Source organism: Ruegeria sp. SCP10, assembly GCF_040329495.1.
Taxonomy (GTDB): domain Bacteria; phylum Pseudomonadota; class Alphaproteobacteria; order Rhodobacterales; family Rhodobacteraceae; genus Ruegeria.
The window spans coordinates 734565-760187 of the sequence record NZ_JBDZYF010000001.1; the positions used below are offsets into that span (position 1 = coordinate 734565).

Below are 25623 nucleotides of genomic sequence, written 5' to 3' on the forward strand. Positions count from 1 at the left end.
GGTGAATTCCGTTGCACATCCTGTTGAAAAAGCGGGGCAGATCATGCTGTTGACGATCGACAAGGTGCAGAAATCCTATCCCGGCGGGCGGCCTGTCCTACGTGATGTGTCGCTGACCCTGGATCAGGGGCAGACGCTGGCCCTGACTGGTGAAAGTGGCAGCGGCAAATCCACTTTGCTAAACTTGGCCGCGGCGCTGGATAGCTTCGATGCGGGCGAGATCATACTGGATGGCACGGCCCTGTCAGCGTTGGATGATGCGGGTCGCGCCGCGTTGCGCCGTCACAAAGTCTCTTTGGTGTTTCAGCAGTTTAACCTGATCCCGTCCTTGACTGTTTCACAAAACCTGTCTTTTCACGCCCACCTAGCTGGCTGTCATGACCAGGCTTGGAGCACCCATCTGGCTGATCGACTGGGATTGTCCGATTTGCTGGATCGTTTCCCCGAAAACCTCTCTGGCGGGCAGCAACAGCGCGTCGCCATCGGCCGCGCCATGGCTGTGCGGCCCAAACTGCTGCTGGCGGATGAGCCGACGGGTAACCTAGACGAGACGGCCAGCGCCAATGTGCTGGATCTGATGCTGTCCCTGGTTGCCGATACCAGCGCCGCTTTGCTGCTGGTGACCCATTCGCAAGACATTGCCGCGCGGCTCGACCGGCGCGTGCATCTGGCCGGTGGTCGCATCGAATGACCAAGGCCGTCATACAGGCGCTGCTATCACATTGGCGCGCGCATTGGCTGCAACTGGCGACGCTGCTGATCGGCATCGCCTTGGCAACCGGTCTGTGGTCTGCTGTGCAAGCCATCAACGCCGAAGCACGCGCAAGCTATGCGCGGGCCAATGCGCAGCTGGCCTTGGGGCAGTTTGATGAACTGCGCGATCCAAGCGGCCCTGTCCCTTTGTCCCGATATGCCGAACTGCGCCGAGCGGGTTGGCAGGTCGCTGCCGTTCTGGAAGGTCCTTATCGCGCCCAGGGTCGTGCCCTGCGGGTGATGGGCGTAGATATGGTGGCCTACCCTGCCCTGCCTGCTGTGACGGAAACTGAGCAGAGCGCTGATCCACCAGACCCGGCTCCCATCTTGACAGCTCCGGGCCGCTTGCTTGTTCATCCGGACCTTGCGCCGCTATTGTCTTCGGTTGAAGGATTGCCGCCGATCATCCTCAGCACGTCTCTGCCTTCCGATGTGATTTTGACCGATATCGGCGTGGCCGAAACCCTACTGGACCAACGCGGCATGATTTCCCGGCTTGTGGTTTTACCAAACCAGCCACGCGGACGCCCGCCTCTGTCGCAGGTCGCACCTGAGCTACAGCAGATCAGCCCGGCCTCGCAGGTGGATACGGCGCAGCTGACAGATAGTTTTCACCTAAACCTGACCGCCTTCGGATTACTGTCCTTCGCCGTCGGGTTATTCATTGTGAACGGTACCGTCGGGCTGGCATTTGCTCAACGGCGCGGCATGATCCGAACCTTGCGTGCCTTGGGCGTTTCTATGCGGCGGCTGGTGTGGATGGTGTTGGTCGAACTGACGGTACTGGCCTGTATCGGCGGGGCTTTGGGCCTGATCCTGGGTTTCTTTCTGGCAGGTGCGTTGCTACCGGACGTGGCCGCAACCCTACGCGGGCTCTATGGTGCCCCTGTCACCGGACAGCTGAGCCTGCAGCCAAGCTGGGCGCTGGCCGGTATGGCCATGGCGCTTCTTGGCACCTTAGGGGCCAGTGGTCATGCGCTGTGGCGCTTGTCTCGTATGCCACTGCTCGAAGGGCCCGGCATTCAGGCCTGGAGCGGTAGCGGGCGATCACACAGCCTGACTGGGATAGTCGGAGTGGGCCTGATCGCCTTTGGATGCGCTCTCTATTTCGGCATGGGTGGTCTGCTCGGTGGCTTTGCACTGCTCGCTGGGCTGTTGACCGGTGCGGCATTAGTTTTGCCCTGGTTCCTGTCGCTTGTCCTGACGATCTTTGCCGGGAAAGCACGCAGGCCGGTGTCTCAATGGATTTGGGCGGATATGCGGGCGCAACTGCCTGGGCTTTCCTTGGCACTGATGGCCCTGTTGCTGGCGCTGGCGGCCAATATCGGTGTCGGCACGATGGTATCGAGTTTTCGGCTGACCTTTGTCGGCTGGCTGGATCAACGCCTGACTTCGGAACTGTATGTGACCGCCGAAGATGATCAGCAAGCGCGAGAGATCATGGATTGGCTGACCCCGCAGGTGGATGCAATTCTGCCCATCCGCAGTGTTGAACTGGCCCATGAAACCGGCCGGCTGTTTTTGTATGGCGTGGTCGATGACCCGGTCTACCGGGATCATTGGCCGTTGATCGCGCGATCAGATGGCGATTGGGATCGGGTGATGTCAGGACAGGCAATCCTCATTAACGAGCAACTGGCCCGGCGCGCGGACCTTTGGCCCGGAGACACTCTGGTGCTTTCGGCAACGGCCTCTCTGCCCATTGCAGGCGTCTATTCCGACTATGGCAATCCAACCGGTCAGGCCATCGTATCGATGTCTCGCCTAGATCAAATCGCGCCGGGGGCCGAAGCAAGACGGTTCGGTATTCGTATGAACCCAGATCAAGCTACCAAGATGGCGCAATCCCTGCGTATGCAGTTCGATATGCCTACGCGCAGCGTGGTTCAGCAGGCGGCGATGAAGGCGCAATCCCGGGCGATATTCGAGAAAACCTTTGTCGTGACCTCTGCTCTGAATATCCTGACCCTTGGGGTTGCCGGATTTGCCATTCTGACCAGCCTGCTCACCCTTTGGACGCAGCGCCTGCCCCATATCGCGCCGGTCTGGGCCTTGGGCCTGAACCGTGCGCAACTGGCCAGGTTCGAGCTGTTGCGCAGTGTCCTGCTGGCCGCATTGACCGCCTGCCTGGCTTTGCCCTTGGGGCTGGTTCTGGCCTGGGTCTTGCTAGCCGTCATCAATGTGCAGGCCTTTGGATGGCGCCTACCGATGTTCCTGTTCCCGTGGGACTGGCTGTATCTGTTCCTACTCACGCTGCTCGCCGCATTTGTCGCGGCTGCCCTGCCCGCTTTGCGATTACTACGCCTGCCCCCGGCCAGCCTGCTGAGAGTGTTTGCCAATGAACGTTAGAGCGTTTCTTCTGTTCCTGCTGGTCTGGCTGCCGACACCATTATTAACGCAGGGCTATGCCGGTCTGGGAGGATCGGCAGACGGGTTTGACGTGCCACAGCGCGGGGTTCTGTTCGAGTTCCCGAGAGATCACGGGCCGCATCCCAGCTACCGGATCGAATGGTGGTATCTGACCGCCAATCTCAAAGGGGATGACGGGCGCGACTATGGCATCCAGTGGACCTTGTTTCGCTCGGCCCTCAAACCCTTTGACCTCGACGGTTGGCAAAGCCCTCAGATATGGATGGGTCACGCCGCTGTCACCACGCCTGAACGACACTACTTTGCCGAACGTCTGTCACGCGGCGGCATAGGTCAGGCAGGCGTCACGAGCGAACCCTTCGCCGCCTGGATCGACGAATGGCGCATGAGCGGTCCGGATTTTGATACGCTGTCCCTAACCGCAAACGGAGAGGATTTTGGGTACACCCTGTCCCTAAACAGCCAAGGCCCATTGGTTTTGCACGGCGAGGATGGCTATTCCGTAAAATCCGCCGATGGGCAAGCCAGCTACTATTATTCTCAACCCTTCTATGCGGTCGAAGGCACGTTGCACCTGCCTCAGGGCGATGTCGCCGTCAGCGGTTCGGCGTGGCTGGATCGCGAATGGTCCTCGCAACCCTTGGCCGAAGATCAAAGCGGTTGGGACTGGTTCTCGCTGAGTTTTGACGATGGCAACAAGCTGATGGCTTTTCGGCTACGCGGGGATCGCGGGGATTTCACCGCTGCCACTTGGATCAATGCGGATGGCAGCACCGAGGCACTGCCAAACGGCTCCGCTACCTTCACTCCGCTTGAGGCCGCGCAAGTGGCGGGGCGGGATGTGCCAATCCGATGGCAGGTCAGCCTGCCGGTTCGAAGGCTGAACGTTGATGTCTCTGCCCTAATCCCGGACGCCTGGATGGCGACACGTTTTGAGTATTGGGAAGGCCCGGTCATTGTCTCAGGCAGCCACGCGGGGCGCGGCTATCTGGAAATGACCGGGTATTGATCAGCGCACCACGTAGACCGACGCTGTGGCGTGGCGCACCACACGCGCGGCATTGGGACCCAGCAGGTAATCCTTGAAATCCGGTTTATGGGCACCGATTACGATCAGGTCGGAGCCAGCGCCCTCTGCTGTTTTTAGGATTTCCTGATAGGCCGTGCCAGTGGCCACCACGTGGCGCATAGCGGCGTTGCGCTCCGCTCCGAGTACAGAGACGCAAAGGTTTGCCAGCTTGGCATGCGCCTCGGCCAGGGCCTTTTCGTGGAAGTCGGGCTCGAAAAAACCCGACACCCAGCTTTCGCCGAAATCAGGAAGCACGGTCACAACATCCAGCTGCGCCCCGTCCAGTTCCGCCAGCCTGGCGGCCTGTTTCAAAACCGGACTGTCCAGATCGCCATTGCTGATATCGACAGCGCAAAGAACTGATTTTGTCATGCTGTCACCTCTTCTTGTCTGGCGGCCCGGCCGCGTTGCAGGAAGGCGATCAGAGCCAGCAGGATCATCGCCGGTATATAGACCAACTGTTTCGGAGGCTGGCTGGACGGCAAGCTGACCGAGGTCAGACGCACCGGCTCGTCCCCATAATAGTCGAAGATACCCAGATCATCGGCCACAGGCGTGCCAAACAGCGGCTCCTCAAGCTTGATCAGCCCGTCTTCGGGGATCAGGATCAGCCCCATCGCCTCGACCCGCGCCGCGCCGCCCTCTTCGTCGCCAACGGTGACAACAACGGTGGTGTCGGCCATTTCAAGCGTGTCGAAATCCGGGCCGGATATGACCAGTCGCACCTCGGACCCTGGCGGTGCCTGACCTATCGTTTCTTCAAACGCAGCGGGTTCAACCGACTGGAACGGAGGCGAAATGCGGTCCATGAAGTAATCTGGTCGGAATAGCGCAAAAGCAACAAAGATCAGCGCGATGCTTTCGTAGATGCGGCTGTGGGTCAGGAAATAGCCCATGGTTCCGGCAGTGAAGACAAGGATGGCAATGGTCGCAAATATGGCGACGATTATGCCTTCGACCCACGTCACATCGATCAACAGAAGATCCGTGTTGAAGATGAAAACGAAAGGCAGTGCTACGGTCCGCAAGCTGTAGAAGAACGCGGTGAAACCGGTCTTGATCGCATCACCGCCCGAAACGGCTGCGGCCGCGAAGCTTGCCAAACCAACAGGCGGCGTCACGTCTGCCATGATCCCAAAGTAGAATACGAACAGGTGCACCGCGATCAACGGCACGATCAGCCCGCTTTGCGCACCCAGTTCCACAACCACACCGGCCATCAATGAGCTGACGACGATATAGTTCGCCGTGGTCGGCAGGCCCATCCCCAGGATCAGGCTGAGGATACCGACCATGATCAACATCAGGATCAGGTTGCCGCCCGACAGGAACTCGACCAGATCGGCCATCACCTGACCCACACCGGTCAGCGTTACGGTGCCCACAATCACGCCCGCTGTGGCCGTGGCCAAGGCGATCCCGATCATGTTGCGCGCGCCGTCGATCAGGCCTTGCCACAAATCAGCAACACCGTCGATGAAGCGGTTATAGACCTCGCTCTCGCCCCGGAAGATCGCCTTGAGCGGCTTCTGCGTCAGCAGGATCACGAACAACAGCGCCGTTGCCCAGAAGGCGGACAGACCGGGTGATTTCTGCTCGATCATCAGGAAGTAGACCAGCACGATGATCGGCAGCAGATAATGTAGACCAGCCTTGTAGATGTCGGCGATAACCGGCAGCTCGACCTCTTTGGCGTTTGGATCGTCCGGCTCAAGATCCGGGACCTGCGCGGCCAGATACAGCAGAGCGACATAGACGGCACAGACGATCAGGCTCAGCACCATGCCAGCGGCGGTTGGAACCATGCTGGTGACCGCTTCGACCGGGTATTGCGAGCCATAGCACAGGCCAGCAAAGACGATGAAGAAGGACAGCATCCCGACTACGGTCCGCGCAAGGTGAACCTCACGGTTGCCCAGCGTCGGCATGTTCCGCTTCACGGCTTCCAGATGCACGATATAGACCAGCGCGATATAAGAAATCGCCGCGGGCAGGAAGGCATGGGTGATGACCTCGACATACGAGATGCCCACATATTCCACCATCAGGAAGGCCGCAGCCCCCATCACGGGTGGCATGATCTGGCCGTTCACGGATGAAGCAACCTCGACCGAGCCCGCCTGTTCGCTGGAAAAGCCCACGCGCTTCATCAGTGGAATGGTGAAAGTACCGGTGGTCACCACGTTGGCAATCGACGAGCCTGAGATCAGGCCGGTCGCCGCCGAACCCACAACAGCCGCCTTGGCCGGGCCACCGCGTAGGTGGCCGAGGGCCCCAAAGGCCATCTTGATGAAATAGTTCCCTGCCCCGGCCTTGTCGAGCAACGCTCCGAACAGCACGAACAGGAACACGAATTTCGTCGAGACACCAAGCGCGATGCCAAACACGCCCTCGGACGTGATCCACATGTGGCTCATCGCCTTTTTCAGGCTGGCCCCTTTCCAGCGGATAACTTCGGGCACCCATTCGGAAGATCCAAAGAATACGTAGGCGAGGAAAATCGTTGCAATGATTGCCATTGCCGGGCCAAGCGCGCGGCGCGCGGCCTCGAACAGCAACAGCAAGCCGCCCAGTGCAACCCATTTGTCGGTATCATCTGCAAGACCACCTGCATTGACGATCTTGTCATAGAAAAAATAGCCATACAGCGCGACAAACGCTCCCAACAGGCCCATGATCCAATCCTGTATGGGGATATAGTCACGCGGGCTGGATTTCAGCGCCGGATAGGCCGCAAAGGCCAAAAACATCGCAAAGGCCAGATGAAACTGCCGCGAGTTGTTTACGATACTGCCTGGCAGCACATAGTTCGCTATGGGCGAAGCCAAAACAACCTGAAAGATCGACCAGATCGCCGCAACAATGGCCAGGAAAATCCCGACATTGCCGACCGGATTACGCCCGCCCGCATCGGATGACGCCACAAGATCCTGAAGCTCTTCTTCGGATAGCGGACGATTGGATTGTGTGTCGGAACTCATGCAAATGTCTCCCCGTCGCGACCATTTTTGGCCTTCTGAATCACCCGCTTTGTGCGGGTTTGGGTTGCAGGGCGCCCGTAGGCGCCCTGCTTTAGGTCTGGCTTACTGAATCCAGCCTTTTTCTTTGTAGTACTTCTCGGCACCCGGATGCAGAGGAGCCGACAGGCCGTCCGCGATCATCTCTTCGGGCTTGAGGTTCGCAAATGCCGGGTGAAGCTGTTTGAAGTCATCGAAGTTTTCGAAGACCGAGCTGACAACCGCATAAACCGCGTCATCCGACACATCCGCCGAGGTCACGAAAGTCGCACCCACGCCGAAGGTTGCTGTGTCGCCGTCCGATCCACGATACATGCCACCAGGAATGGTCGCAGTCCGGTAGAACGAGTTGTCATCGACCAGCTTGTTTACCGCGTCACCGCTGACGTTCACCAGAACGGAGTCGCAAGCTGTGGTCGCTTCTTGGATCGAGCCCGAGGGGTGACCCACTGTGTAAACCATCGCGTCGATCTGGTTGTCGCACAGGGCCGCCGACTGTTCAGCCGCCTTCAACTCGGTTGCCAGTTCGAAATCGTCGGTGGTCCAGCCCATTTCACCCAGCAGAACCTCCATGGTACCGCGCTGACCGGAACCAGGGTTGCCGATGTTGACGCGTTTGCCCTTCAGGTCCTCGAAGTTGGTGATGCCGGCATCGGCACGCGCCACAACGGTGAATGGCTCGGGGTGAACCGAGAAGACGGCGCGCAGGTTCTCAAAAGGACCAGCTTCTTCGAACTTCGAGCTGCCATTATAGGCGTGGTACTGCCAGTCAGACTGCGCCACACCAAACTCCAGCTCGCCTTCGCGGATGGTGTTGATGTTGTAAACGGAACCGCCGGTCGATTCGACCGAGCAGCGCACGCCATGTTCCTTGCGGCCTTTGTTCACCAAACGGCAGATCGCGCCACCGGTCGGATAGTAAACGCCAGTCACGCCGCCGGTGCCGATTGTGATGAACTCTTCGGCATATGCCGCAGGTGCCATCATCGCAGCGGTCACAAACGCGCCGAGGCTAAGCTTGCTGCTGTTTTTCATGTAAAAACTCCCATTTTTTTGGTGTGGGCGGTAAAAGCCAAAACCCTGCAATAGCGAGGGAGCGCGCTGGTATCTTAGAACCGGCTGCCCTGCAACTGCTGCTACTTTTGAATTTTTCCAATGTCTCCCAACATCTTCGAGGTTTCATTCAGATACAATGAATGTCAAGGCCAGCCCCTCGCAGATCGCGCCAAAGCAGCATATCTGAGGCTGTTTTTTGAACTTTCCCCGTTAAGCCATCAAAGACGAAGCAGGCTGCCCGCTTACACGGACAGCCCTTTGAAACTGTTGGTCAACGTTCTCCCAAGATCGGAAACGTCAGTTGGAATCGGTGCTTTGTTCCCGGGTTGGAATCTCAATAATTCCGAACAAGAATGCGGCAAAGGCGGTTTGTACCGAAACGGCCATCAGGCTGAATCCGGCTACAGTCAGGCGTGTTGGCAAAGGGTTTTCGATGTTCCCAAACCCCAGGCGCGCCCATTGGCCGAACGCCACGCCGAACAGGATGACGCCGAACAAGAACAACCAAAACGCAAACAGGGCGATATTGTCGGTTGTGGCCCAAGTTCGAAGAATCCGGCTGGGCTCACCCACTGGCAGCAATCCGCTCCGGGTCGCCATCATCCGCGCCAAAGCGCCAAAGGTCAGCAACTGGGTTCCAAGGATGGTGATCACACAGGCGGCGATAAAGGTGTTTGTGCCCAACTCAACCGAGCCCGCAACCTGAACAGGACCAAACATCAGGATCAGGGCGGCCAGCCCACCCAGAACGCTGAAAAACAGCCCCGGATAGACAAACAGCCAGCGTGGATTGTGCATCAGCAAAAACTTGAGGTGGCGCCACCCGTCCCGCCAAGTACGCAGATGCGGCGGACGGCTTCGACCATCGGGCCGCAGCGTCGTCGGCACCTCGGCGATTTTGAGACGCGACATCGCGGATCGCGTCACCATCTCGGACGCAAATTCCATACCGGAAGTGTGCAGTTGAAGATCCCGGATCGAGTCACGCCGAAATCCGCGCAGACCGCAGTGAAAATCACCAATGTTGATGTTGAACAAAAGCCGACCAATGAAGCTGAGCACCGGGTTACCCAGATATCTGTGCAGAAACGGCATCGCACCATCCGAGATACCACCTTTGAACCGGTTGCCCATGACCAGATCGTTTCCGGCCCGCAGTGCCTCGACAAAGGGATCCAGGTTAGAGAAATCATAGCTGTCATCTGCATCGCCCATGATCACATAGGTGCCCAAGGCTGCATCGATTCCACCCGAGAGCGCCGCCCCGTATCCCTTTTGCGGGACATTCACAACTCGTGCACCCAGAGCCTGAGCCATTTCAATCGAACCATCGGTGCTGCCATTATCGGCAATCAGCACCTCGCCTTTAATCTGCGCGCGCTCAATAAAATCCTGCGCTTTCTTGATACAAATCTCGATTGTTTCCGCCTCGTTCAGACAAGGCATCAAAATCGTAAGTTCAAGCGCGTCGGTCTGGCCGACGGGCTTGGCGGTTTCTGAATTACCCACCAATGGAACGCACCTTTCAAATCAATACACTAATCAATATTCCACGCGCAGATCAGATTTGTAAGTGAACCATATCCTACATCTGCAGGTGTTTGCGTGAATGTTGGCAACAAAGCCTCCACAAACCCGGCATTAATTCCTGAAGTCAAAAAAACACACACAATCCAGTCAGCGCGCCGAGCCTAGGTGGTTTTTTGATTCAGGTACAGCCTTGTGAAGCACCAGAATACGTCATCCGCTTAGATTTCAAGGTTCACTAACCAAAAGGCGCGCTGCTTTTGCGCCTCGATACAGTCTTAAATGCACAAAGGTGTGGTGCCCAAGGAGAGACTCGAACTCTCACGCCCGTGAAGGCGGGGGATTTTGAATCCCCTGCGTCTACCATTCCGCCACTTGGGCCACGGACACTGGATTAGCGCCCCCGCGCGGGAAGGTCCAGAGGCAAAAATCAACCGGCTTTCCGATTGTTTGATCGCCAGCGGTTGACGGGTCCGTGGGTGCGTGATTTGGCTTGCACGGGCAAAGACCGGGATTTGAGTAGACTATGTTACGATCGCTATACGACTGGACCATTCGACTGGCCGAGCACCCCCATGCGCTTTGGGCGCTGGCGATTGTAGCGTTCATCGAAAGCTCGTTTTTCCCGATCCCGCCGGATGTACTGATGATCCCGATGATTCTGGCACGCCCTTCGCGCGCTTGGCTGATCGCGGGTGTTGCGTTGGTTGCGTCGGTCCTGGGCGGTCTGTTGGGTTATGCGATCGGGGCTTTTGCCTATGAAAGCATTGGCCAACCCATTCTGGAATCGATGGGCAAGGCCCACGCGATGGAAGAGTTCAACACCCGTTTCAACGATTTCGGGTTCTGGGCTGTACTGGCCGCTGGCGTCACGCCCTTCCCCTACAAGGTCATCACCATCATGTCGGGCTGGACGGGCATGCCGCTTGGCACCTTCATAGCCACGTCGATTCTGGCGCGTGCTCTTAGGTTCTTTCTTGTGGCAGGCCTTCTTTGGAAATTTGGCGAACCGATCCGCGATTTCATTGAAAAGCGTCTGGGCCTGATGTTCACATTGTTCATCATTCTGCTGTTCGGCGGCTTTCTAGCGGTGCGATACCTATGACAAAACGCACAACTTTGATTGGTCTTGCTGCCGGCGGTTCAGCGGCATTGCTGCTGGGGGCCTGGGGTTTCCAATATCTCGGCGGGCTTGCACCTTGCCAAATGTGTGTATGGCAACGCTATCCACATGGGGCCGCATTCGTCATCGGACTGATTGCGCTGATGCTGCCGTCTGCCCGCCTGCTGCCATTGGCAGGCGCTATTTCAGCGCTGACAAGTGCAGGAATTGGCCTGTTTCACGCCGGTGTCGAACAAGGCTGGTGGGAAGGCCCAACCAGTTGCACATCCGGCAGCATTGGCGGCTTGTCCGCAGAAGAACTAATGAACCAGATCATGTCCGCCCCGCTGGTGCGATGCGACGATATCCCATGGCAAATGCTGGGTTTGTCTCTGGCTGGCTGGAACGCCGTTGTGTCTTTGGGCTTAGCGTTGATCTGGATCGCGGCCTGGCGGTCCAAGACCTAGAACTCATCCAGTTCTGCATCCCAGTACAGGAAGTCGATCCAGCTGTCGTGCAGGTGGTTTGGCGGGAATTTGCGGCCAATGTTACGCAAAGCCTCCGCATCAGGCTGGCGTGGGGGCTTGCGCAGGGACATCCCCGCCTGACGCAGGGATTTGGACCCTTTCCTCAAGTTGCACGGGCTGCACGCCGCCACCACGTTCTGCCAGCTTGTCACCCCGCCTGCCGCGCGCGGAACCACATGGTCAAAGGTCAGGTTGTCGCGGCTGCCGCAGTACTGACAGCGGAACTCATCCCTCAGAAATAAATTAAAGCGCGTGAAGGCCACGCGCTTTCTGGGTTTTACATAGTCTTTCAAAACAACGACCGAGGGTATTCGAATCTCGGTACTCGGGCTTCGAACGACTTCGTCATATTCAGCCACGATGTCGACCCTGTCCAGCCAGGCGGCTTTGATCGCCTCTTGCCAGGGCCACAGCGAGAGCGGGTAGTAAGACAAGGGGCGGTAATCGGCATTCAAAACCAAGGCCGGGTGATGCTTGAGCGTCCCCGGCTCTCTTACAAATTCGGTCCTGAAGTCTCCGTCCATCACAGAATCGCTCCTCGCTCTCAGCTGCCCGTTTGTGACACCAGAGCGGAGAGCACCCGCCCCGGCCTTAAGATAACTATATATCGTGGTAAATCTCTGACAAGCCCTGAGTTTCCACAATATGTCGCTGATTGGGTAAGCCGAATCCGTAACAGGCGCATGACAGTTATCCACAGGTTGCACACAGCGTGTTTTGCAGGCTATGGCGGGGCATGTCCTGGTTCATTCGATTCAATAAACCCTTTGATGTTTTGCCGCAGTTCACAGACCGCGCGAATGCAGACTCGCCGCGCAGCACCCTGTCGGACTTTATCGACCTGCCCGGCGTCTACCCTGCAGGTCGGCTGGATCGGGACAGCGAAGGGCTGATGCTTTTGACCGACAATGGGAGACTACAGGCACAGATATCGGATCCCAAACACAAGATGGCAAAAACCTATTGGGTTCAGGTTGAAGGTGAACCTGACGCGGTCTCAATGAAAGCGCTGAGGGACGGGCTTGAGCTGAAGGATGGCCTGACTCGCCCCGCCAAAGTACGTCAGATGGATGAGCCAGAGGGCCTGTGGCCCCGCACCCCGCCAATCCGAGAGCGTAAGACCGTGCCCGACAGCTGGATTGAGCTGACGATCCGCGAAGGCAAGAACCGGCAGGTGCGCCGGATGACGGCCGCTGTTGGCCTGCCGACCTTACGCCTGATCCGCTATCGCGTCGGCGATTGGACTTTGGACGATCTTGAGCCTGGCCAATGGGACAGCCTACCCCCGCCCACTCTGAATGCGGCCCCGCAACGCAAACGAGACAGACGCGCACGGCGGTGACATAGCCCGCTTCTTTCTGCTAGAATACGGCCATGAAACTTACGCCAGACATCCCTGCTCCGTCAGGCATTCTGGAGGCTGCGCTGTATGTCGATGATCTGGACGCAGCAGAGCAGTTCTATGGCCAGGTTCTTGGGCTGGAGCGCATTCAGCGTATCAAAGACCGGCATGTGTTTTACCGTGTCGGCGGGTCGGTTCTGTTGCTGTTCAACCCGGATCAAACTGAACAACCGCCCATGAACCCAAACCTGCCCGTGCCGCCTCATGGCGCGCGTGGTGCGGGGCATGTCTGCCTTGTACTGACCCGTGACGAGATTGCCGCGATGCGCAAACACCTATTGGATTGGAATGTCCCGATCGATGCCGAATTCGACTGGCCCAGCGGTGCGCGGTCACTCTACATCCGCGACCCCGCAGGCAATTCGGTCGAGTTTGCCGAGGGCCATTTGTGGGGCTGATCCAGATCAGCCGAGCGGTTGCTTCTCACCGCCGACAAATTTGTAAATTTCGCTGGAAATCAGACCAACCTCGGCCAAAGTTGCGCGAAACACGGCCATATGGGGCGTTGCAAAATGCGCCTCAAGCGCGGCTTGATCCTGCCATTCTTCGTAAACGCGAAACCGCGTGTTGTGCCCCAGCACCTGACTGAATTCATAGACCAGACAGCCCGTCTCTTTCACGGTTTCCGCAACCATCTGCTGCGCGGCCTCGTGGGCCCGTTCAACCCCGGCCTCATTCACTTCCACAACGCCCGTGACAACCAGCATCACTTGCCCTCCCTATTCTAGACTTTTGAGCTCTAAAATCCGCTTATCGCAATCTGAGATAGAATAAGTATCGGGGGTGTAAGAGCCGCACATAAAAAGACGCGCCTTAGCAACTCACTAGTACTCATAGAACTTTCTCTGACATACCCCCTCTTTTTTCTATCTGCCAATATGTTGGCAACTACGCCGAGCAGAAATGGATCAACAAAATATAAGCCCCTTGTGCTGATGCGCAAACCGGCAAACATCAAGAACATTGCGCAAACAGCTAAGCTAATAAGCACAACGAACAGCAATCCATAAACCCTCCTATTGGTCGCCTGCAGCGGCGTATTTCTTCGTCATAAGATCAAACGCAATCGCGGCAACTAGTAACCCGACGAAGATAAGTGCTTTACCTAGGCCGGCACACGCTCCGGCGGCTACGGCTAACCAAAGCGCGCCGGTGCTGGTGTCGCGTTGACAGAAAAATCGCCAAATCGAACGCATCGCTTACTCCACTAAACAAAAATGAACAAAATCATCACCGTGAAAAACAAATGTGATGCAACAAAGGGACTCCACGCTAACACCACCACGCCACATCCTCTGGCATCATCGGGCGGAGGGCAATCATCGCTAAAAGCTCAGCTTGTCGCGCATGAAGGCCAGCGCTACGCTCAGGCCATCCGGCGCGATACCATGGCCGGTTCCCTTCATCACATGCGCATAGACCTCTTTGAAATCAGCAGCTTGAAGAGCTTCTGCTGCCTCGGGCAGCGATTGCGGCGGAACCACATCATCCGCGTCGCCATGAACCAGCAGGATCGGCATCCGGCTGACGGTTTCATCGGGCAGCAGATCGGGTTCCAGCAACCGGCCAGAGAACGCAACGATCCCGGCTACCGGGTCTTCACGCCGCGGGGCAACGTGCAAGCTCATCATGGTGCCCTGAGAGAAACCGAACAGAACGACCTGCTCGGGTAGGACATCTTCATCCACCATCAGCGCATCCAGGAAGGCGTTGAAATCATCCGCTGCCATTTCCATTCCGCGCCTTGCTTCTTCCTCGGACGAGCCGTCGATCCACGGGATCGGGAACCATTGAAAGCCGTTTGGCATTCCGGGGATCTGTTCGGGTGCGTCGGGCGCGACGAACAGCGTATCGGGCAGATGTTCACCCAGCGGATCAGCAAGACCCAGAAGATCGGCGCCATTGGCCCCATAGCCGTGTACGAACACCACGACCGAGCGTGTGTCGCCCGAAACCGGCTCTTTCCGGAGCGCGTTCAAAACCCGTGTCATCTGATCCCTTCTCTTTTCTTGGCCACCCGGTAATAGGCCCACAACACGCGTGCCGCAACTGATCGCCAAGGCGACCAGGCTTCGGCCATCTCGCGCAGTTCCTTGTCGGTTGGACGTCGGGGTAGATCGTAAAGCACCCGAGCGGCCTCTTGCAGGGCCAGATCACCCGGTGCGATCACGTCGGCCCGGCCCAGTGAGAACATCGCATAAATCTCAGCAGTCCAAACGCCAATGCCGGGAACCTGTGTCAGAGTTTCGACGACATCTGCATCAGGTGCGTTGCGTAACGCTTTGTAATCAATGCGCGCCTCAGCCAGTGCACGCGCATATCGAACCTTCTGACGGCTCAGGCCCACTGCGCGCAAATCCTCATCCGTGGCCCACATGATCTTGCGCGGTCCGGTCAGATTCGCCTGTTGCATCCGCGTCCAGATCGCATTGGCCGAGGCCACGCTGACCTGCTGGCTGACAATGGCACTGAGCAATTGAGCAAAACCGTCAGGCTTGCGCCGCAGAGGCAAAGGGCCGGTCTGCTCCATCGCATAGGCCATGCGCGGGCAGGTGTTGGCCAGCCACTCGGCGCCTTCCGTCACGCAATCGGGCGTTTCAATGATGCGACCTACGGACATGCAATCTCTGCCTTGTGATACGGATTGCACGTTAGGGGGATCAGCCTCAGATGCAAGCCGCTTGTGCCCCGGCGCGTTCATCGATACGCATTGGCCCATGACACTGACGACAGCCACCCCGGACAACGCGCAAGCGAAACGCAACGTAGCGGTTTTGGTTGCTGCGCAATCGATCCTGGGCGCGCAAATGCCGATGATCTTCATCGTCGGTGGATTGGCCGGTCAGTCCCTGGCCAGCAACCCCTGCCTTGCGACGCTGCCAATCTCGCTGATCGTTCTGGGATCGATGCTGGCCGCCACGCCTGTCTCGGCCATCATGCAACGCTGGGGGCGCCGAACCGGCTTCCTTGTTGGGGCAACAGCTGGGGCTTTGGGCGGCCTGATCGGTGCCTATGGCCTCTACCTCGGGTCCTTCCCGATCTTCCTGCTGGGCAGCCTTTTGACCGGTATCTACATGAGCGCGCACGGGTTTTACCGTTTTGCCGCAGCGGATACCGCATCAGATGAGTTCCGCCCCAAGGCGATTTCCTATGTGATGGCAGGCGGTTTGGCCGCTGCGATCATCGGACCACAAATCGTCAAACTGACGTCAGAGGCATATGTGATCCCGTTTCTCGGTACGTACATTGCCGTGATCGCCCTAAACGTGATCGGATCGGCGCTGTTCTTCTTTCTCGACATTCCGACCCCGCCGAAACCGACCGAAGATGCGCCCAAGGGCCGCTCGCGGCTAGAGTTGCTGAAAACCCCGCGCATCGCCGTTGCGATCATCTGTGCGATGGTGTCCTACGCGTTGATGAACCTTGTGATGACCTCGACCCCACTGGCGGTTGTGGGCTGCGGCTTCTCGGCCAATGACGCGGCGGATGTGGTCACCTATCACGTGCTGGCCATGTATGTTCCCAGCTTTTTTACAGGTCACCTGATCGCGCGCTTTGGCGTGGAAAAGATCGTGGCCCTTGGCCTTGCGATCCTGGCCGGTGCCGGAGTTGTCGCCTTGCAGGGCGTCGAGTTGGAGAACTTCTTCATCGCCCTGATACTGCTGGGCATTGGCTGGAACTTTGGCTTTATCGGTGCGACCAGCATGCTGGCCGCGTCGCACGAAGTGCATGAGCGTGGCCGGATGCAGGGCCTCAACGACCTGTTGGTGTTCGGCGGTGTGACCGTTGCTTCGCTGGCTTCGGGCGGATTGATGAACTGTTCCGGGGGATCACCGGTTGAAGGCTGGACTGCCGTCAATCTCGCCATGATCCCGCTGTTGACCCTGGCTGGTGGCGCATTGCTATGGCTGGTCCTCAGACCCGCCGATGCAAAAACAGCCTGATCACCAGCGCCCGGTCGCGGCGGTCCACATTAACGACAACCGCCGCCGCACCTCGCTCTGCGCCAAGGCGCCTGCCGCGACCCGGTCGGGCTGGGCGGTCACCCGTTTCAAAATCCATTCTGCCTGCCAACCGAGGTAAAGCGCGGGGCGCGCTTCATCCGACACCCCAGACCGGTTGGATCTCGCCCGCGCCAGTCGCGCCAACGCCGTTTCTGCCAGTACCCTTACACCTTCGGGTCTGCCATCCAGCAATGGTATACGCCCACGCGCCTCAAGCTCTGGGATCGCGCGGAACCAATTCGCCACGCCCACGCCATAGCCGAAATCGCGCAACACATCCTCATCCGCTGCCCCAAGGGACTGAGCCGCAGCCACCAGCAACGCGCCAGAACTGTGATTGATATAGGCGTCAAAATGTTCCTGATCCTCAAACGGATCGCGATAGATATCCCAACGTCGCACCGCCACATATTCATCCAGCATTCCGGCCAGATGGGGCGACAGAACCTGAGACAAAGGCGTCACCACCTCGTGCCGCCGCACGGTCGGCCCTTGTGCGATCTCCTGCAGGGCATCGCGCCACCATTGCAGGCGCATTTCGGCAATCATCGGCTCTTGCGTCACCCAAGGGGCGCGCGCGACCTCGACATTCAACGCATAGATCGGAAACAAAACCGCCCGCGCCGCAACCGGAGCGGCCATTGCCGCCAGAAACCGATCGGGATCAGCCTTGTGCACCAAGGCGGCACAGGCTTTGACATCTTCGTCAAATGCAGCCGTCACTCTGCCGCCGCCTGCTGTGGGTCACAATCGCGCACCAGTTTCCATTGAATCGCATCCAGCAGCGCCTCGAACGAGGCATCGACTATGTTCGCGCTGACCCCAACGGTAGACCACCGCCGCCCCTGCCCGTCCTCGCTGTCAATAATGACGCGCGTAACGGCCTCGGTCCCGCCCTGGGTGATCCGCACTTTGAAGTCGACCAGCCGCATATCCTCCAGTACCTGTGAATACTGCCCCAGATCCTTGGCCAGCGCCTTGGCCAGAGCGTTCACCGGTCCCCGGTCACTGCCTTGCTCGTCGTGGGATTCACTGACCGATAGTTTCTTTTCACCGTCGACCTTCACGACAACCACCGCCTCGGACAGGCTGACCATCTTGTTGTACTTGTTTTTACGCCGCTCAACCGTGACCTTATAGCGCTTAACCTCGAAAAATTCGGGCAGTTGGCCAAGCTCATCCCGTGCCAAAAGTTCGAAACTGGCCTGCGCGGTGTCATAGGAATAGCCCTCGGCCTCGCGCTGTTTGATCCGTTCCAGAATGCGTCCCAAAGCCGGATCGCCTTTTTCCACCGTCAAACCAGCCTCCGTCAGACGTTTGCGCAGGTTCGACTGCCCGGCCTGGTTTGACATCGGAATGATCCGCGCATTGCCCACCGTTGCCGGGTCGACATGTTCGTAGGTCGATGGATCCTTGAGAATCGCGCTGGCGTGCAGCCCTGCCTTATGCGCAAAGGCCGAGGCTCCCACATAGGCCGACTGCTTACTGGGCACCCGGTTCAGGATATCGTCCAGCATCCGGCTGATCCGCGTCAGACCGGCCAGAGCGTCAAGGCTGACGCCAGTCTCGAATTGCGAAGCGTAAGGTTCTTTCAGCAACAAAGTCGGGATCAGAGCCGTGAGGTTCGCGTTGCCGCAGCGTTCGCCCAACCCGTTCAGCGTGCCCTGAATCTGCCGCGCGCCTGCATTCACGGCGGCCAGCGAACAGGCCACCGCATTCTCGGTATCGTTATGGGTGTGAATGCCCAACCGATCCCCCGGCAGACCAGCTGCGATCAGCTCTGATACGATGCGTCCGACCTCGGCGGGCAAGGCACCACCATTGGTATCGCACAGCACAACCCAGCGCGCGCCCGCCTCCAGTGCCGCCTGGCAAACCTCAGTCGCATAGGCTGGATTATCCTTATAGCCGTCAAAGAAATGCTCGGCATCAAACAGCGCCTCGCGTCCCTGCGCCACCAGATGCGCGACCGAGGCGCGAACATTCTCGATATTCTCCCCCAGCGAGATACCAAGCGCGTGGGTCACATGATAATCATGCGACTTGCCGACCAGACAGACCGCCTGCGTGCCCGCATTCATCACCGCTGCCAGAACGTCGTCATTTTCTGCCGACCGGCCCGAACGCTTGGTCATCCCAAACGCCGTCAAACGGGCAGCCATCTTCGGAGCGACTTCAAAAAACGCGCTGTCGGTCGGGTTCGCCCCCGGCCAGCCGCCCTCGATGTAGTCGACACCCAACTCATCCAACGCCTGCGCGATCTGCACCTTCTCAGCAGTCGAGAATTGCACCCCTTGCGTCTGCTGCCCGTCGCGCAGGGTTGTGTCATACAGATAGAGGCGGGTTTTGGTCATTGGTCTGGCTCTTTGGCTTGTTCGGGCATCGCCCCGCCCGGACAGTTCCGGGCGAAGCATTTGACTATACGCTTTCCAGCTTCGACGCGTCGAAACCCGATCCAGCGATGATCTCAACAGCGTCCTTGCTCATGCGCACTTCCAGACCTGCGGCAAGATAGGCGGATTTCAATCGATCCACTTCCGAGAAGTCCTTACTCACCATGGCTTCTGCACGCGCGGCTGCCAGCTTTTCTTCGTATTCCGAGAAATCCGCCGCCGCAATGGCTGCCCAGCCACCCATCTCATCCGTCAGCAGGCCCAGAACTTGCGCACTTGCAAGCAACGCCGCAGCGTCACCGTCCGAAGCCAGACGGTGAAGCTCGGCGATAGCACCCGCTGTATTTAGGTCATCCGCAAGCGCTGAAACCACCGAGGGTGCCGCGCTGGCGGCGGGCTCGATGCCCGCTGTCAGCGCCCGCCACTTGCGCAGCGTTGCCTTGGCTTCGCGAGCCTTCTTCTCGGTCCAATCCATCGGTTTGCGATAATGGGTCTGCAGGAAAACAAAGCGGATCACCTCACCCGGCACGCCCTGTTCCAACAGGTCATGCACGGTGAAGAAATTGCCCAGCGACTTGGACATTTTCTTGCCTTCGACCTGCAACATCTCATTATGCATCCAGACCCGAGCGAACTCACCCTCGGGATGCGCGCAGCAGCTTTGGGCGATCTCGTTCTCATGGTGCGGGAACATCAGGTCGTTGCCGCCGCCATGAATGTCGAAACTGTCGCCCAGCAACTCATAGGACATGGCCGAGCATTCGATATGCCAGCCCGGACGGCCCCGGCCCCAAGGCGACTCCCATCCGGGCAGTTCATCAGTCGAAGGCTTCCACAGCACGAAATCCATCGGGTTCTTCTTGTAAGGCGCAACTTCAACCCGCGCCCCCGCGATCATGTCATCGACCGACCGGCCCGAGAGCTTGCCGTATTCGTCCTTCCACGAGTCCACCGCAAACAACACGTGACCTTCGGCTTCATAGGCATGGCTCTTCGAGATCAGGTCTTCGATCATCTCGATCATCTGCGGGATAAACTCAGTTGCGCGTGGCATCTGGTTCGGTTCCAGCGTCCCAAGCGCGCCCATATCATGCAGATACCACCCGATGGTCTCATCCGAGCGTTCGTGGACCAACTGCTCCAAAGACCCTTCGGCACCGGCTTGTTTGCGCTTCAGCGCGGTCACGTTGATCTTGTCGTCTACGTCGGTGAAATTGCGCACATAGGTGACGTGATCCGCACCATAGACATGGCGCAGCAACCGATACAGCATGTCGAACACAACCACAGGTCGCGCATTGCCCAGATGGGCACGGTCATAGACAGTCGGCCCACAGACATACATCCGCACGTTGTCAGGATCGATCGGAACGAAGTCTTCCTTCGTCCGTGTCCGTGTGTTGTGCAGTTTGAGTGTCGTCATCACTTGGGCTCCTAAAGCGTGCGCGTTGGCGCGGGCTTAGCAACTTGTCTCAGAGATGAAAACGAAAGATACCGGCCCGCTTGATAAATCAGCAGATAATGATGCAGGTCATCCGGTTCATGGCGCTGACATACCACGCGCAACACGCCAAGCCAAGGCTTGAGTTTGCCTCACCTCCCCTGCATGGTGCCGAACATGAGCCGGGATTTCGTCAACTCTGTGTGCCGCGCCCTACCGGGTGCCGAATGGTCCGACCCTTGGGGCGGCGGCCATGATGCGTGGAAAGTGGGCGCCAAGATGTTCGCCTGTATCGGGGTTGCCAATGATGGCGTCTCGGTCAAAACAGCCGATATCGAAACCGCACAAATGCTGATCGAGGCGGGTGTCTGCGTCAAAGCCCCGTATTTTCACCGCAGTTGGATCCGCCTGCCCTTTGACGCGGACGAGGAAGAACTGAGGCACCGCCTGACAGCGTCTTATGATCTGGTCCGTGCCTCATTGACAAAAAAGGTTCAGGCGACCCTTCCCGCGCGCAGCTGATCGACCATCGCGAGCCGTTCGAAACTTCGCCAACAGGTGTTCAGATGAAAGTGTCAAATCGCATCTCTCAGATCACAGCGGGCGGCCATGACGGCTGGGATGTGTTCTACCGCGCGCGCCGGATGGTCAGCGCCGGACACACCGTGACCGAGCTGACGATTGGCGAACACGACACCCGAACCGATATATCGATTTTGCGCGCCATGGACCACTCGGCGCGAAACGGACACACCGGTTACGCAATGGTCCCGGGAACCGATCAACTACGCGACATGGTCGCCGCAAGAACTGAGGCGCAGACCGGGGTGCCCACCACGCGTGACAATGTTCTGATCACGCCCGGCGGGCAATCCGCCCTGTTCGCTGCACATATGGCCCTGTGTGATCCCGGGGATGTGGGGCTGTATATTGATCCATATTACGCCACTTATCCCGGTACGATCCGCGGGGTTGGCGCACACGCCCGCCCCGTCCAAGCACAGGCCAAGCATTCATTTCAACCGCGCGCCGAAGACATCGAAGCTGCGGCGGACGGAGCCGTGTCCCTGCTGATCAACTCACCCAACAATCCAACCGGCGTGGTCTATTCCCACGAAACGCTTGAAGCCATCGCAGGGGCCTGTAAACGGCGCGATCTTTGGCTGATCTCGGACGAGGTCTATGACACGCAGGTCTGGGAAGGTGAGCATATCTCTCCCCGTGCTTTGTCGGATATGGCCGAGCGCACGCTTGTTGTTGGGTCCATGTCCAAATCCCATGCCATGACGGGCTCTCGCTGCGGATGGGTTATTGGTCCAGAAGAAGTGATTGCGCATCTGATCAATCTGGCCACGCACACGACCTATGGCGTGCCCGGTTTCATTCAGGATGCCGCCTGTTTTGCACTGAATGCCGGCCCGGAGTTAGAGGCTGGTATCGCCGCCCCCTTCCGTCGCCGTCGCGCGCTTGCCATGGAGATTCTGAGCAAGCAAAACACCATCACCCTCGTGCCCGCACAAGGTGCGATGTATCTGATGCTGGATATCCGCGCGACCGGCCTATCCGGTGAAGACTTTGCAAACGCCTTGCTGGACAATCACGCCATCGCTGTCATGCCTGGCGAAAGCTTTGGCCGGGCCGCAGCAGGCCATATTCGCGTGGCAATGACGGTCGAGGACGCGCGTTTTTCGCAGGCTCTGCAGACCTTGTGCGATTTTGCGGCAAGTCAGACAAAACATAGCGCGGCTGAGTGACGGGCTCAGAACCGGAATGTTGTCCTTAGGTTGAAAACATTTGTGCCCAGACCACCCTCAGATCGGGTGGCATCGTCGAAGTTCTGGCGCAACGCCTCACCACTGATCACAAGGTTTTCGCCAATCGGATAAGCGACACCGATGCCATAAACCGCCGCTGTATCGCTGTCGGTCGAAGTTTCCGCGCGGGCCGCACCGACGACCACATATCCGAGCGCGTTGCCAAAATCATACCCGCCGCGCAGTTTTACAAGTGACATACTGTCCAGGCTTCCCTGATTTTCGCTGAGGTTCAGGGACAAGCGATTATATTCCAACTCACCCCCCAAAACGAAATTGCCAAAATCCTGATCAAACCCGATATGGGCGCCAAATGAGCCTGTGTCCCCGCTGGAGCTGTCAGGGCCGCTTGCCTCTGCATAGCCGAAACTGAAACCCGCATAGGCACCTGTCCAATCCTCTGCCATGGCAGGGGTGGCGCATGTGACCGTCATCGCGACGATCAGGGCCCAACGTGGTTTCCAATCCATCATCAACAGTGTTCATCCGTGTCTGGAGCAGCGACCGTCACACATTCAAACTGGCATGCAGTTGCCAGATTTCAATTCTGATCACAGGATATTCAGCAGTAAGTTAATAAAGTATAACAGATTTCGCCCAAAGCGGGAGAAAATGTGCTCAGAACACGCGATCGACGAGGCCAGTGATACAATCTGTCGGTTTTTGACACCAAAGTCGCAAACGGAACAGAACAGGGTGTGGCCGTCTGACAGCCTATCGGGCAACTGAGAGGTCTCATGGCAAACGAGATTTGGAAAATTCGTCTGATCAGTCGTACCATTGGTGCGGATCGTGGGCGCGCGGCAAGGGGTCGGCCTGGCTTGTCTTGATCGCTTACGCTCAAGATACTTCTTCAACGACCGGACTTATTCAATGAACAAGCAATCCCGTAGTGCCTCTCGTAGCGGTGGACGTTCTGCACGTCGCGCAGCCCGCGCATCCGCCCTTCCAGAACATCTGCGCCCGATCCGCCCCGGCATGGAAGGCGGCACATACAAACCTCTGACCCCGACTCAGGTGGAGAAAATCCACAATGCCGCCCTGCAAGCCCTTGAAACCATTGGTCTTGCAGACGCCCCCCAAAGCGGTATCGACTATCTGGTCGGTGCAGGCTGTACACTGGGCGACGACGGGCGCATTCGGTTCCCGCGCGCATTGGTCGAGGATACGATCGCCAAGGCGAACCGATCCATCACGCTCTACAGCCGCGACGGTCAAACCGACCTCGATCTAACCGGCACCAAGGTTCACTATGGTACAGCCGGGGCCGCCGTAAGCATGGTTGATGTCCATGGCCGCCAATACCGCGATTCAACCGTACAGGATCTGCACGACGCCGCGCGGATTTGCCAGCAGCTGGAAAATATCCACTTCGTCCAACGCCCCATGGTCTGCCGCGACATCCTCGACAATCTCGAGATGGACTACAACACAGTTTATGCCGCTTGCTCAGGGACTTACAAACACATCGGAACATCCTTTACCGAGCCGTCACACGTCGCACCTGCCATCGAAATGCTGCATATGATTGCCGGTGGTGAGGACAAATGGCGCGAGCGGCCTTTTGTGTCCAACTCGAACTGCTTTGTCGTTCCGCCGATGAAATTTGCCACCGAAAGCTGCGAAGTGATGGAGGAATGCATCAAGGCCGGTATGCCGGTTCTGTTACTGTCCGCAGGCATGGCCGGGGCAACCGCCCCATCAACCATCGCCGGGGCGATCACGCAGGCCACGGCCGAATGCCTTGCCGGTTTGGTTTATGTAAACGCCGTAAAGCCAGGCGCTCCCGCAATTTTTGGCACTTGGCCCTTTGGTCTGGACCTGCGCACTGGGGCCATGTCTATCGGGTCTGGCGAACAAGCCCTGCTGAGTGCGGGCTGTGCGCAGATGCACCAGTTCTACGACCTGCCGGGAGGCGCCGCCGCGGGCGCGTCAGATTCGAAACTGCCCGATATGCAAGCCGGGTGGGAGCAGATGTGTTCGAACGTCATGGCCGGGTTGTCCGGGCTGAACATGGTCTATGAAGCGGCGGGCATGCATGCTTCGCTTCTGGGCTTTTGCTTCGAAAGCCTCATCCTCAGCGATGATCTGATCGGTCAAGCACAGCGCTGCGTACGTGGCATCGAAGTCAATGATGAAACACTGGCGCTGGATCAGATTGCCGAGGTCTGCATGGGCGGGCCCGGCCACTATTTGGGAACCGACGCGACGCTCAGCCGGATGCAGGCCGACTATGTCTATCCGATATTTGGCGACCGAACGTCACCAAAAGAATGGGCCGAAATGGGTAAACCCGATCTGCTAGATAAGGCCACGGCCCGTAAAGAAGAAATTCTGAGCGCACCGTCACCCGCCCAGTTTGATCCGTTGCTAGATGCCGAAATTCGCGCCAAGTTTAACATTCACTTACCCGCGTAACCTTTTGTAAAGGCGGCCCGAAACCCTCGGGCCGCCCTTATTCAATGCAAATCAGCCGTTGCTGGGGGGCAGCAAACCGGCTTCTTGCGCAACTGCGATCTCATCCTGATCCAGCGCGCCGTCACCATTTGCATCCATGGCCGAGAACGTATCGGTATCCACTTCTGGTACCACAGCCTGCACTTCTTCAATGGTCAGAACGCCGTCGCCATTAGCATCAGCGCTCGACTGCGCCAAAGCCAACGAGGGCAAACCAAGTGCGAATGCCGAGATAACGGCCAGATGTTGCGGTTTCATGATAGTGCCTCCTGAGTGAGTTTTGCGTTGTTACGTCCGGACAGGCACCACAGACACCATCTTGCCCGTCGCCGTCACCCGCATCCCTTTCATCCCCGAATTTCGCGCCATTCTTTGCGGATTTCCCCGAGTCGGCCCTGCGATCTCCCGCCGGGCGAAATCCGCCGATCTGCTTTCGGCGGTTCTGACCCGATGGCGGAGGGGCAATCCGGCAAGGCTCTGCTGACGACAGCGGTAAGGGGTTGAAAAAAGAAAGGGGGCCGAAGCCCCCTGTAAGTTTCGCCTTCCAGGCTCATTTCGTTGACCGCCCGGTGTTTTTTTGCCTGCGGCCTGGACTGCGCATGGGGCGAGCGCACCCGCCCCGTGAGAGAGTGGGAGGGAGCAAATATTCCGCCCCACCCTGTTCCCGGCCAACACGGGCATGTCGGCCGAG

24 protein-coding genes and 1 tRNA gene are annotated in these 25623 nt (G+C 58.3%); 11 read left to right on the forward strand and 14 right to left on the reverse strand.

Annotation, left to right across the window (positions count from 1 at the left end; translation table 11 throughout):
- Positions 1-43 precede the first annotated feature (43 nt).
- From ABLN87_RS03750 to ABLN87_RS03760, 3 genes are read left to right on the forward strand one after another with little or no spacing between them, the layout of a single operon-like run.
- Positions 44-691, forward strand: coding sequence for an ABC transporter ATP-binding protein (locus ABLN87_RS03750; protein ID WP_353007705.1), 648 nt, complete (start codon positions 44-46; stop codon positions 689-691).
- Positions 688-3102 carry an ABC transporter permease gene (locus tag ABLN87_RS03755; protein ID WP_353007706.1) on the forward strand — a complete coding sequence of 805 codons (2415 nt, stop codon included), beginning with the start codon at positions 688-690 and terminating at the stop codon, positions 3100-3102. The genes ABLN87_RS03750 and ABLN87_RS03755 overlap by 4 nt, the downstream gene beginning before the upstream one ends.
- Positions 3092-4132, forward strand: a complete 1041-nt coding sequence (locus tag ABLN87_RS03760; protein WP_353007707.1) for a lipocalin-like domain-containing protein — start codon at positions 3092-3094, stop codon at positions 4130-4132. Before ABLN87_RS03755 ends, ABLN87_RS03760 begins: the two co-directional genes overlap by 11 nt.
- Here ABLN87_RS03760 and ABLN87_RS03765 read toward each other — a convergent pair whose 3' ends face one another.
- The 5 genes from ABLN87_RS03765 to ABLN87_RS03785 form a co-directional block, all read right to left on the reverse strand.
- Positions 4133-4564, reverse strand: coding sequence for a universal stress protein (locus ABLN87_RS03765; protein WP_353007709.1), 432 nt, complete (start codon positions 4562-4564; stop codon positions 4133-4135).
- Positions 4561-7173, reverse strand: coding sequence for a TRAP transporter permease (locus ABLN87_RS03770; RefSeq protein WP_353007710.1), 2613 nt, complete (start codon positions 7171-7173; stop codon positions 4561-4563). The genes ABLN87_RS03765 and ABLN87_RS03770 overlap by 4 nt, the downstream gene beginning before the upstream one ends.
- 102 nt (positions 7174-7275) lie before the next feature.
- Positions 7276-8244, reverse strand: a complete 969-nt coding sequence (locus ABLN87_RS03775; RefSeq protein ID WP_353007711.1) for a TAXI family TRAP transporter solute-binding subunit — start codon at positions 8242-8244, stop codon at positions 7276-7278.
- Positions 8245-8562: 318 nt separating this feature from the next.
- Positions 8563-9774 carry a glycosyltransferase family 2 protein gene (locus ABLN87_RS03780; protein WP_353008380.1) on the reverse strand — a complete coding sequence of 404 codons (1212 nt, stop codon included), beginning with the start codon at positions 9772-9774 and terminating at the stop codon, positions 8563-8565.
- Positions 9775-10087: 313 nt separating this feature from the next.
- Positions 10088-10173, reverse strand: a tRNA-Leu gene (locus ABLN87_RS03785).
- 145 nt (positions 10174-10318) lie between these two features.
- On the opposite strand from ABLN87_RS03785, the gene ABLN87_RS03790 reads away from it, so the two are divergent.
- Positions 10319-10897, forward strand: a complete 579-nt coding sequence (locus ABLN87_RS03790) for a YqaA family protein (protein ID WP_170532969.1) — start codon at positions 10319-10321, stop codon at positions 10895-10897.
- Positions 10894-11361 carry a disulfide bond formation protein B gene (locus ABLN87_RS03795; RefSeq protein WP_353007714.1) on the forward strand — a complete coding sequence of 156 codons (468 nt, stop codon included), beginning with the start codon at positions 10894-10896 and terminating at the stop codon, positions 11359-11361. Before ABLN87_RS03790 ends, ABLN87_RS03795 begins: the two co-directional genes overlap by 4 nt.
- On the opposite strand, the gene ABLN87_RS03800 is transcribed toward ABLN87_RS03795, so the two are convergent.
- On the reverse strand, positions 11358-11945 hold the full coding sequence (locus ABLN87_RS03800) for an HNH endonuclease (RefSeq protein ID WP_353007716.1): 588 nt from the start codon (positions 11943-11945) through the stop codon (positions 11358-11360). The two genes, ABLN87_RS03795 and ABLN87_RS03800, sit on opposite strands and share 4 nt — an antisense overlap.
- A gap of 212 nt (positions 11946-12157) precedes the next feature.
- Between ABLN87_RS03800 and ABLN87_RS03805 the strand changes: the two genes are divergently transcribed.
- Both ABLN87_RS03805 and ABLN87_RS03810 read left to right on the forward strand, forming a co-directional pair.
- Complete coding sequence (locus ABLN87_RS03805; protein WP_353007718.1) at positions 12158-12763, forward strand: rRNA large subunit pseudouridine synthase E; 606 nt, start codon at positions 12158-12160, stop codon at positions 12761-12763.
- 32 nt (positions 12764-12795) lie between these two features.
- Positions 12796-13221, forward strand: a complete 426-nt coding sequence (locus tag ABLN87_RS03810) for a VOC family protein (RefSeq protein WP_353007720.1) — start codon at positions 12796-12798, stop codon at positions 13219-13221.
- Positions 13222-13227: 6 nt separating this feature from the next.
- Here ABLN87_RS03810 and ABLN87_RS03815 read toward each other — a convergent pair whose 3' ends face one another.
- The 3 genes from ABLN87_RS03815 to ABLN87_RS03825 form a co-directional block, all read right to left on the reverse strand.
- Positions 13228-13530: a putative quinol monooxygenase gene (locus ABLN87_RS03815; protein WP_353007722.1), complete on the reverse strand. Its 303-nt coding sequence runs from the start codon at positions 13528-13530 to the stop codon at positions 13228-13230.
- A gap of 618 nt (positions 13531-14148) precedes the next feature.
- Positions 14149-14814: an alpha/beta hydrolase gene (locus tag ABLN87_RS03820; protein WP_353007724.1), complete on the reverse strand. Its 666-nt coding sequence runs from the start codon at positions 14812-14814 to the stop codon at positions 14149-14151.
- The gene (locus ABLN87_RS03825; RefSeq protein ID WP_353007726.1) at positions 14811-15443 is read right to left on the reverse strand and encodes a DNA-3-methyladenine glycosylase family protein; all 633 of its coding nucleotides are present in this window, start codon (positions 15441-15443) and stop codon (positions 14811-14813) included. Before ABLN87_RS03825 ends, ABLN87_RS03820 begins: the two co-directional genes overlap by 4 nt.
- 97 nt (positions 15444-15540) lie before the next feature.
- Between ABLN87_RS03825 and ABLN87_RS03830 the strand changes: the two genes are divergently transcribed.
- Positions 15541-16767, forward strand: a complete 1227-nt coding sequence (locus tag ABLN87_RS03830; protein WP_353007728.1) for an MFS transporter — start codon at positions 15541-15543, stop codon at positions 16765-16767.
- On the opposite strand, the gene ABLN87_RS03835 is transcribed toward ABLN87_RS03830, so the two are convergent.
- From ABLN87_RS03835 to cysS, 3 genes are all read right to left on the reverse strand, one after another.
- Positions 16768-17550, reverse strand: coding sequence for a squalene/phytoene synthase family protein (locus tag ABLN87_RS03835; RefSeq protein WP_353007730.1), 783 nt, complete (start codon positions 17548-17550; stop codon positions 16768-16770).
- Positions 17547-19181, reverse strand: coding sequence for a citramalate synthase (gene cimA, locus ABLN87_RS03840; protein ID WP_353007732.1), 1635 nt, complete (start codon positions 19179-19181; stop codon positions 17547-17549). The genes ABLN87_RS03835 and cimA overlap by 4 nt, the downstream gene beginning before the upstream one ends.
- A 64-nt stretch (positions 19182-19245) precedes the next feature.
- Positions 19246-20643, reverse strand: coding sequence for a cysteine--tRNA ligase (gene cysS / locus ABLN87_RS03845; RefSeq protein WP_353007734.1), 1398 nt, complete (start codon positions 20641-20643; stop codon positions 19246-19248).
- A 195-nt stretch (positions 20644-20838) separates the two neighbouring features.
- Between cysS and ABLN87_RS03850 the strand changes: the two genes are divergently transcribed.
- Both ABLN87_RS03850 and ABLN87_RS03855 read left to right on the forward strand, forming a co-directional pair.
- Positions 20839-21183 carry an MmcQ/YjbR family DNA-binding protein gene (locus ABLN87_RS03850; RefSeq protein ID WP_353007736.1) on the forward strand — a complete coding sequence of 115 codons (345 nt, stop codon included), beginning with the start codon at positions 20839-20841 and terminating at the stop codon, positions 21181-21183.
- Positions 21184-21227: 44 nt separating this feature from the next.
- The gene (locus ABLN87_RS03855; protein WP_353007738.1) at positions 21228-22415 is read left to right on the forward strand and encodes a pyridoxal phosphate-dependent aminotransferase; all 1188 of its coding nucleotides are present in this window, start codon (positions 21228-21230) and stop codon (positions 22413-22415) included.
- A 5-nt stretch (positions 22416-22420) separates the two neighbouring features.
- On the opposite strand, the gene ABLN87_RS03860 is transcribed toward ABLN87_RS03855, so the two are convergent.
- Complete coding sequence (locus tag ABLN87_RS03860) at positions 22421-22948, reverse strand: outer membrane protein (RefSeq protein WP_353007739.1); 528 nt, start codon at positions 22946-22948, stop codon at positions 22421-22423.
- Between the two features lie 400 nt (positions 22949-23348).
- On the opposite strand from ABLN87_RS03860, the gene ABLN87_RS03865 reads away from it, so the two are divergent.
- Positions 23349-24893 carry a trimethylamine methyltransferase family protein gene (locus ABLN87_RS03865; protein WP_353007740.1) on the forward strand — a complete coding sequence of 515 codons (1545 nt, stop codon included), beginning with the start codon at positions 23349-23351 and terminating at the stop codon, positions 24891-24893.
- 51 nt (positions 24894-24944) lie between these two features.
- On the opposite strand, the gene ABLN87_RS03870 is transcribed toward ABLN87_RS03865, so the two are convergent.
- Entirely contained in the window at positions 24945-25190 is a 246-nt protein-coding gene (locus ABLN87_RS03870) for a hypothetical protein (protein ID WP_353007741.1), read from the reverse strand.
- Between the last annotated feature and the right edge of the window lie 433 nt (positions 25191-25623).

What these genes read in the sequence shown, in the direction of transcription:
- ABLN87_RS03750 (WP_353007705.1), top strand. Translation starts at nt 44, where the DNA reads ATGCTGTTGACGATCGACAAGGTGCAGAAATCCTATCCCGGCGGGCGG.
- ABLN87_RS03755 (WP_353007706.1), top strand. Translation starts at nt 688, where the DNA reads ATGACCAAGGCCGTCATACAGGCGCTGCTATCACATTGGCGCGCGCAT.
- ABLN87_RS03760 (WP_353007707.1), top strand. Translation starts at nt 3,092, where the DNA reads ATGAACGTTAGAGCGTTTCTTCTGTTCCTGCTGGTCTGGCTGCCGACA.
- ABLN87_RS03765 (WP_353007709.1), bottom strand. Translation starts at nt 4,564, where the DNA reads ATGACAAAATCAGTTCTTTGCGCTGTCGATATCAGCAATGGCGATCTG.
- ABLN87_RS03770 (WP_353007710.1), bottom strand. Translation starts at nt 7,173, where the DNA reads ATGAGTTCCGACACACAATCCAATCGTCCGCTATCCGAAGAAGAGCTT.
- ABLN87_RS03775 (WP_353007711.1), bottom strand. Translation starts at nt 8,244, where the DNA reads ATGAAAAACAGCAGCAAGCTTAGCCTCGGCGCGTTTGTGACCGCTGCG.
- ABLN87_RS03790 (WP_170532969.1), top strand. Translation starts at nt 10,319, where the DNA reads ATGTTACGATCGCTATACGACTGGACCATTCGACTGGCCGAGCACCCC.
- ABLN87_RS03795 (WP_353007714.1), top strand. Translation starts at nt 10,894, where the DNA reads ATGACAAAACGCACAACTTTGATTGGTCTTGCTGCCGGCGGTTCAGCG.
- ABLN87_RS03800 (WP_353007716.1), bottom strand. Translation starts at nt 11,945, where the DNA reads ATGGACGGAGACTTCAGGACCGAATTTGTAAGAGAGCCGGGGACGCTC.
- ABLN87_RS03805 (WP_353007718.1), top strand. Translation starts at nt 12,158, where the DNA reads ATGTCCTGGTTCATTCGATTCAATAAACCCTTTGATGTTTTGCCGCAG.
- ABLN87_RS03810 (WP_353007720.1), top strand. Translation starts at nt 12,796, where the DNA reads ATGAAACTTACGCCAGACATCCCTGCTCCGTCAGGCATTCTGGAGGCT.
- ABLN87_RS03815 (WP_353007722.1), bottom strand. Translation starts at nt 13,530, where the DNA reads ATGCTGGTTGTCACGGGCGTTGTGGAAGTGAATGAGGCCGGGGTTGAA.
- ABLN87_RS03820 (WP_353007724.1), bottom strand. Translation starts at nt 14,814, where the DNA reads ATGACACGGGTTTTGAACGCGCTCCGGAAAGAGCCGGTTTCGGGCGAC.
- ABLN87_RS03825 (WP_353007726.1), bottom strand. Translation starts at nt 15,443, where the DNA reads ATGTCCGTAGGTCGCATCATTGAAACGCCCGATTGCGTGACGGAAGGC.
- ABLN87_RS03830 (WP_353007728.1), top strand. Translation starts at nt 15,541, where the DNA reads ATGACACTGACGACAGCCACCCCGGACAACGCGCAAGCGAAACGCAAC.
- cimA (WP_353007732.1), bottom strand. Translation starts at nt 19,181, where the DNA reads ATGACCAAAACCCGCCTCTATCTGTATGACACAACCCTGCGCGACGGG.
- cysS (WP_353007734.1), bottom strand. Translation starts at nt 20,643, where the DNA reads ATGACGACACTCAAACTGCACAACACACGGACACGGACGAAGGAAGAC.
- ABLN87_RS03850 (WP_353007736.1), top strand. Translation starts at nt 20,839, where the DNA reads ATGAGCCGGGATTTCGTCAACTCTGTGTGCCGCGCCCTACCGGGTGCC.
- ABLN87_RS03855 (WP_353007738.1), top strand. Translation starts at nt 21,228, where the DNA reads ATGAAAGTGTCAAATCGCATCTCTCAGATCACAGCGGGCGGCCATGAC.
- ABLN87_RS03860 (WP_353007739.1), bottom strand. Translation starts at nt 22,948, where the DNA reads ATGATGGATTGGAAACCACGTTGGGCCCTGATCGTCGCGATGACGGTC.
- ABLN87_RS03865 (WP_353007740.1), top strand. Translation starts at nt 23,349, where the DNA reads ATGAACAAGCAATCCCGTAGTGCCTCTCGTAGCGGTGGACGTTCTGCA.
- ABLN87_RS03870 (WP_353007741.1), bottom strand. Translation starts at nt 25,190, where the DNA reads ATGAAACCGCAACATCTGGCCGTTATCTCGGCATTCGCACTTGGTTTG.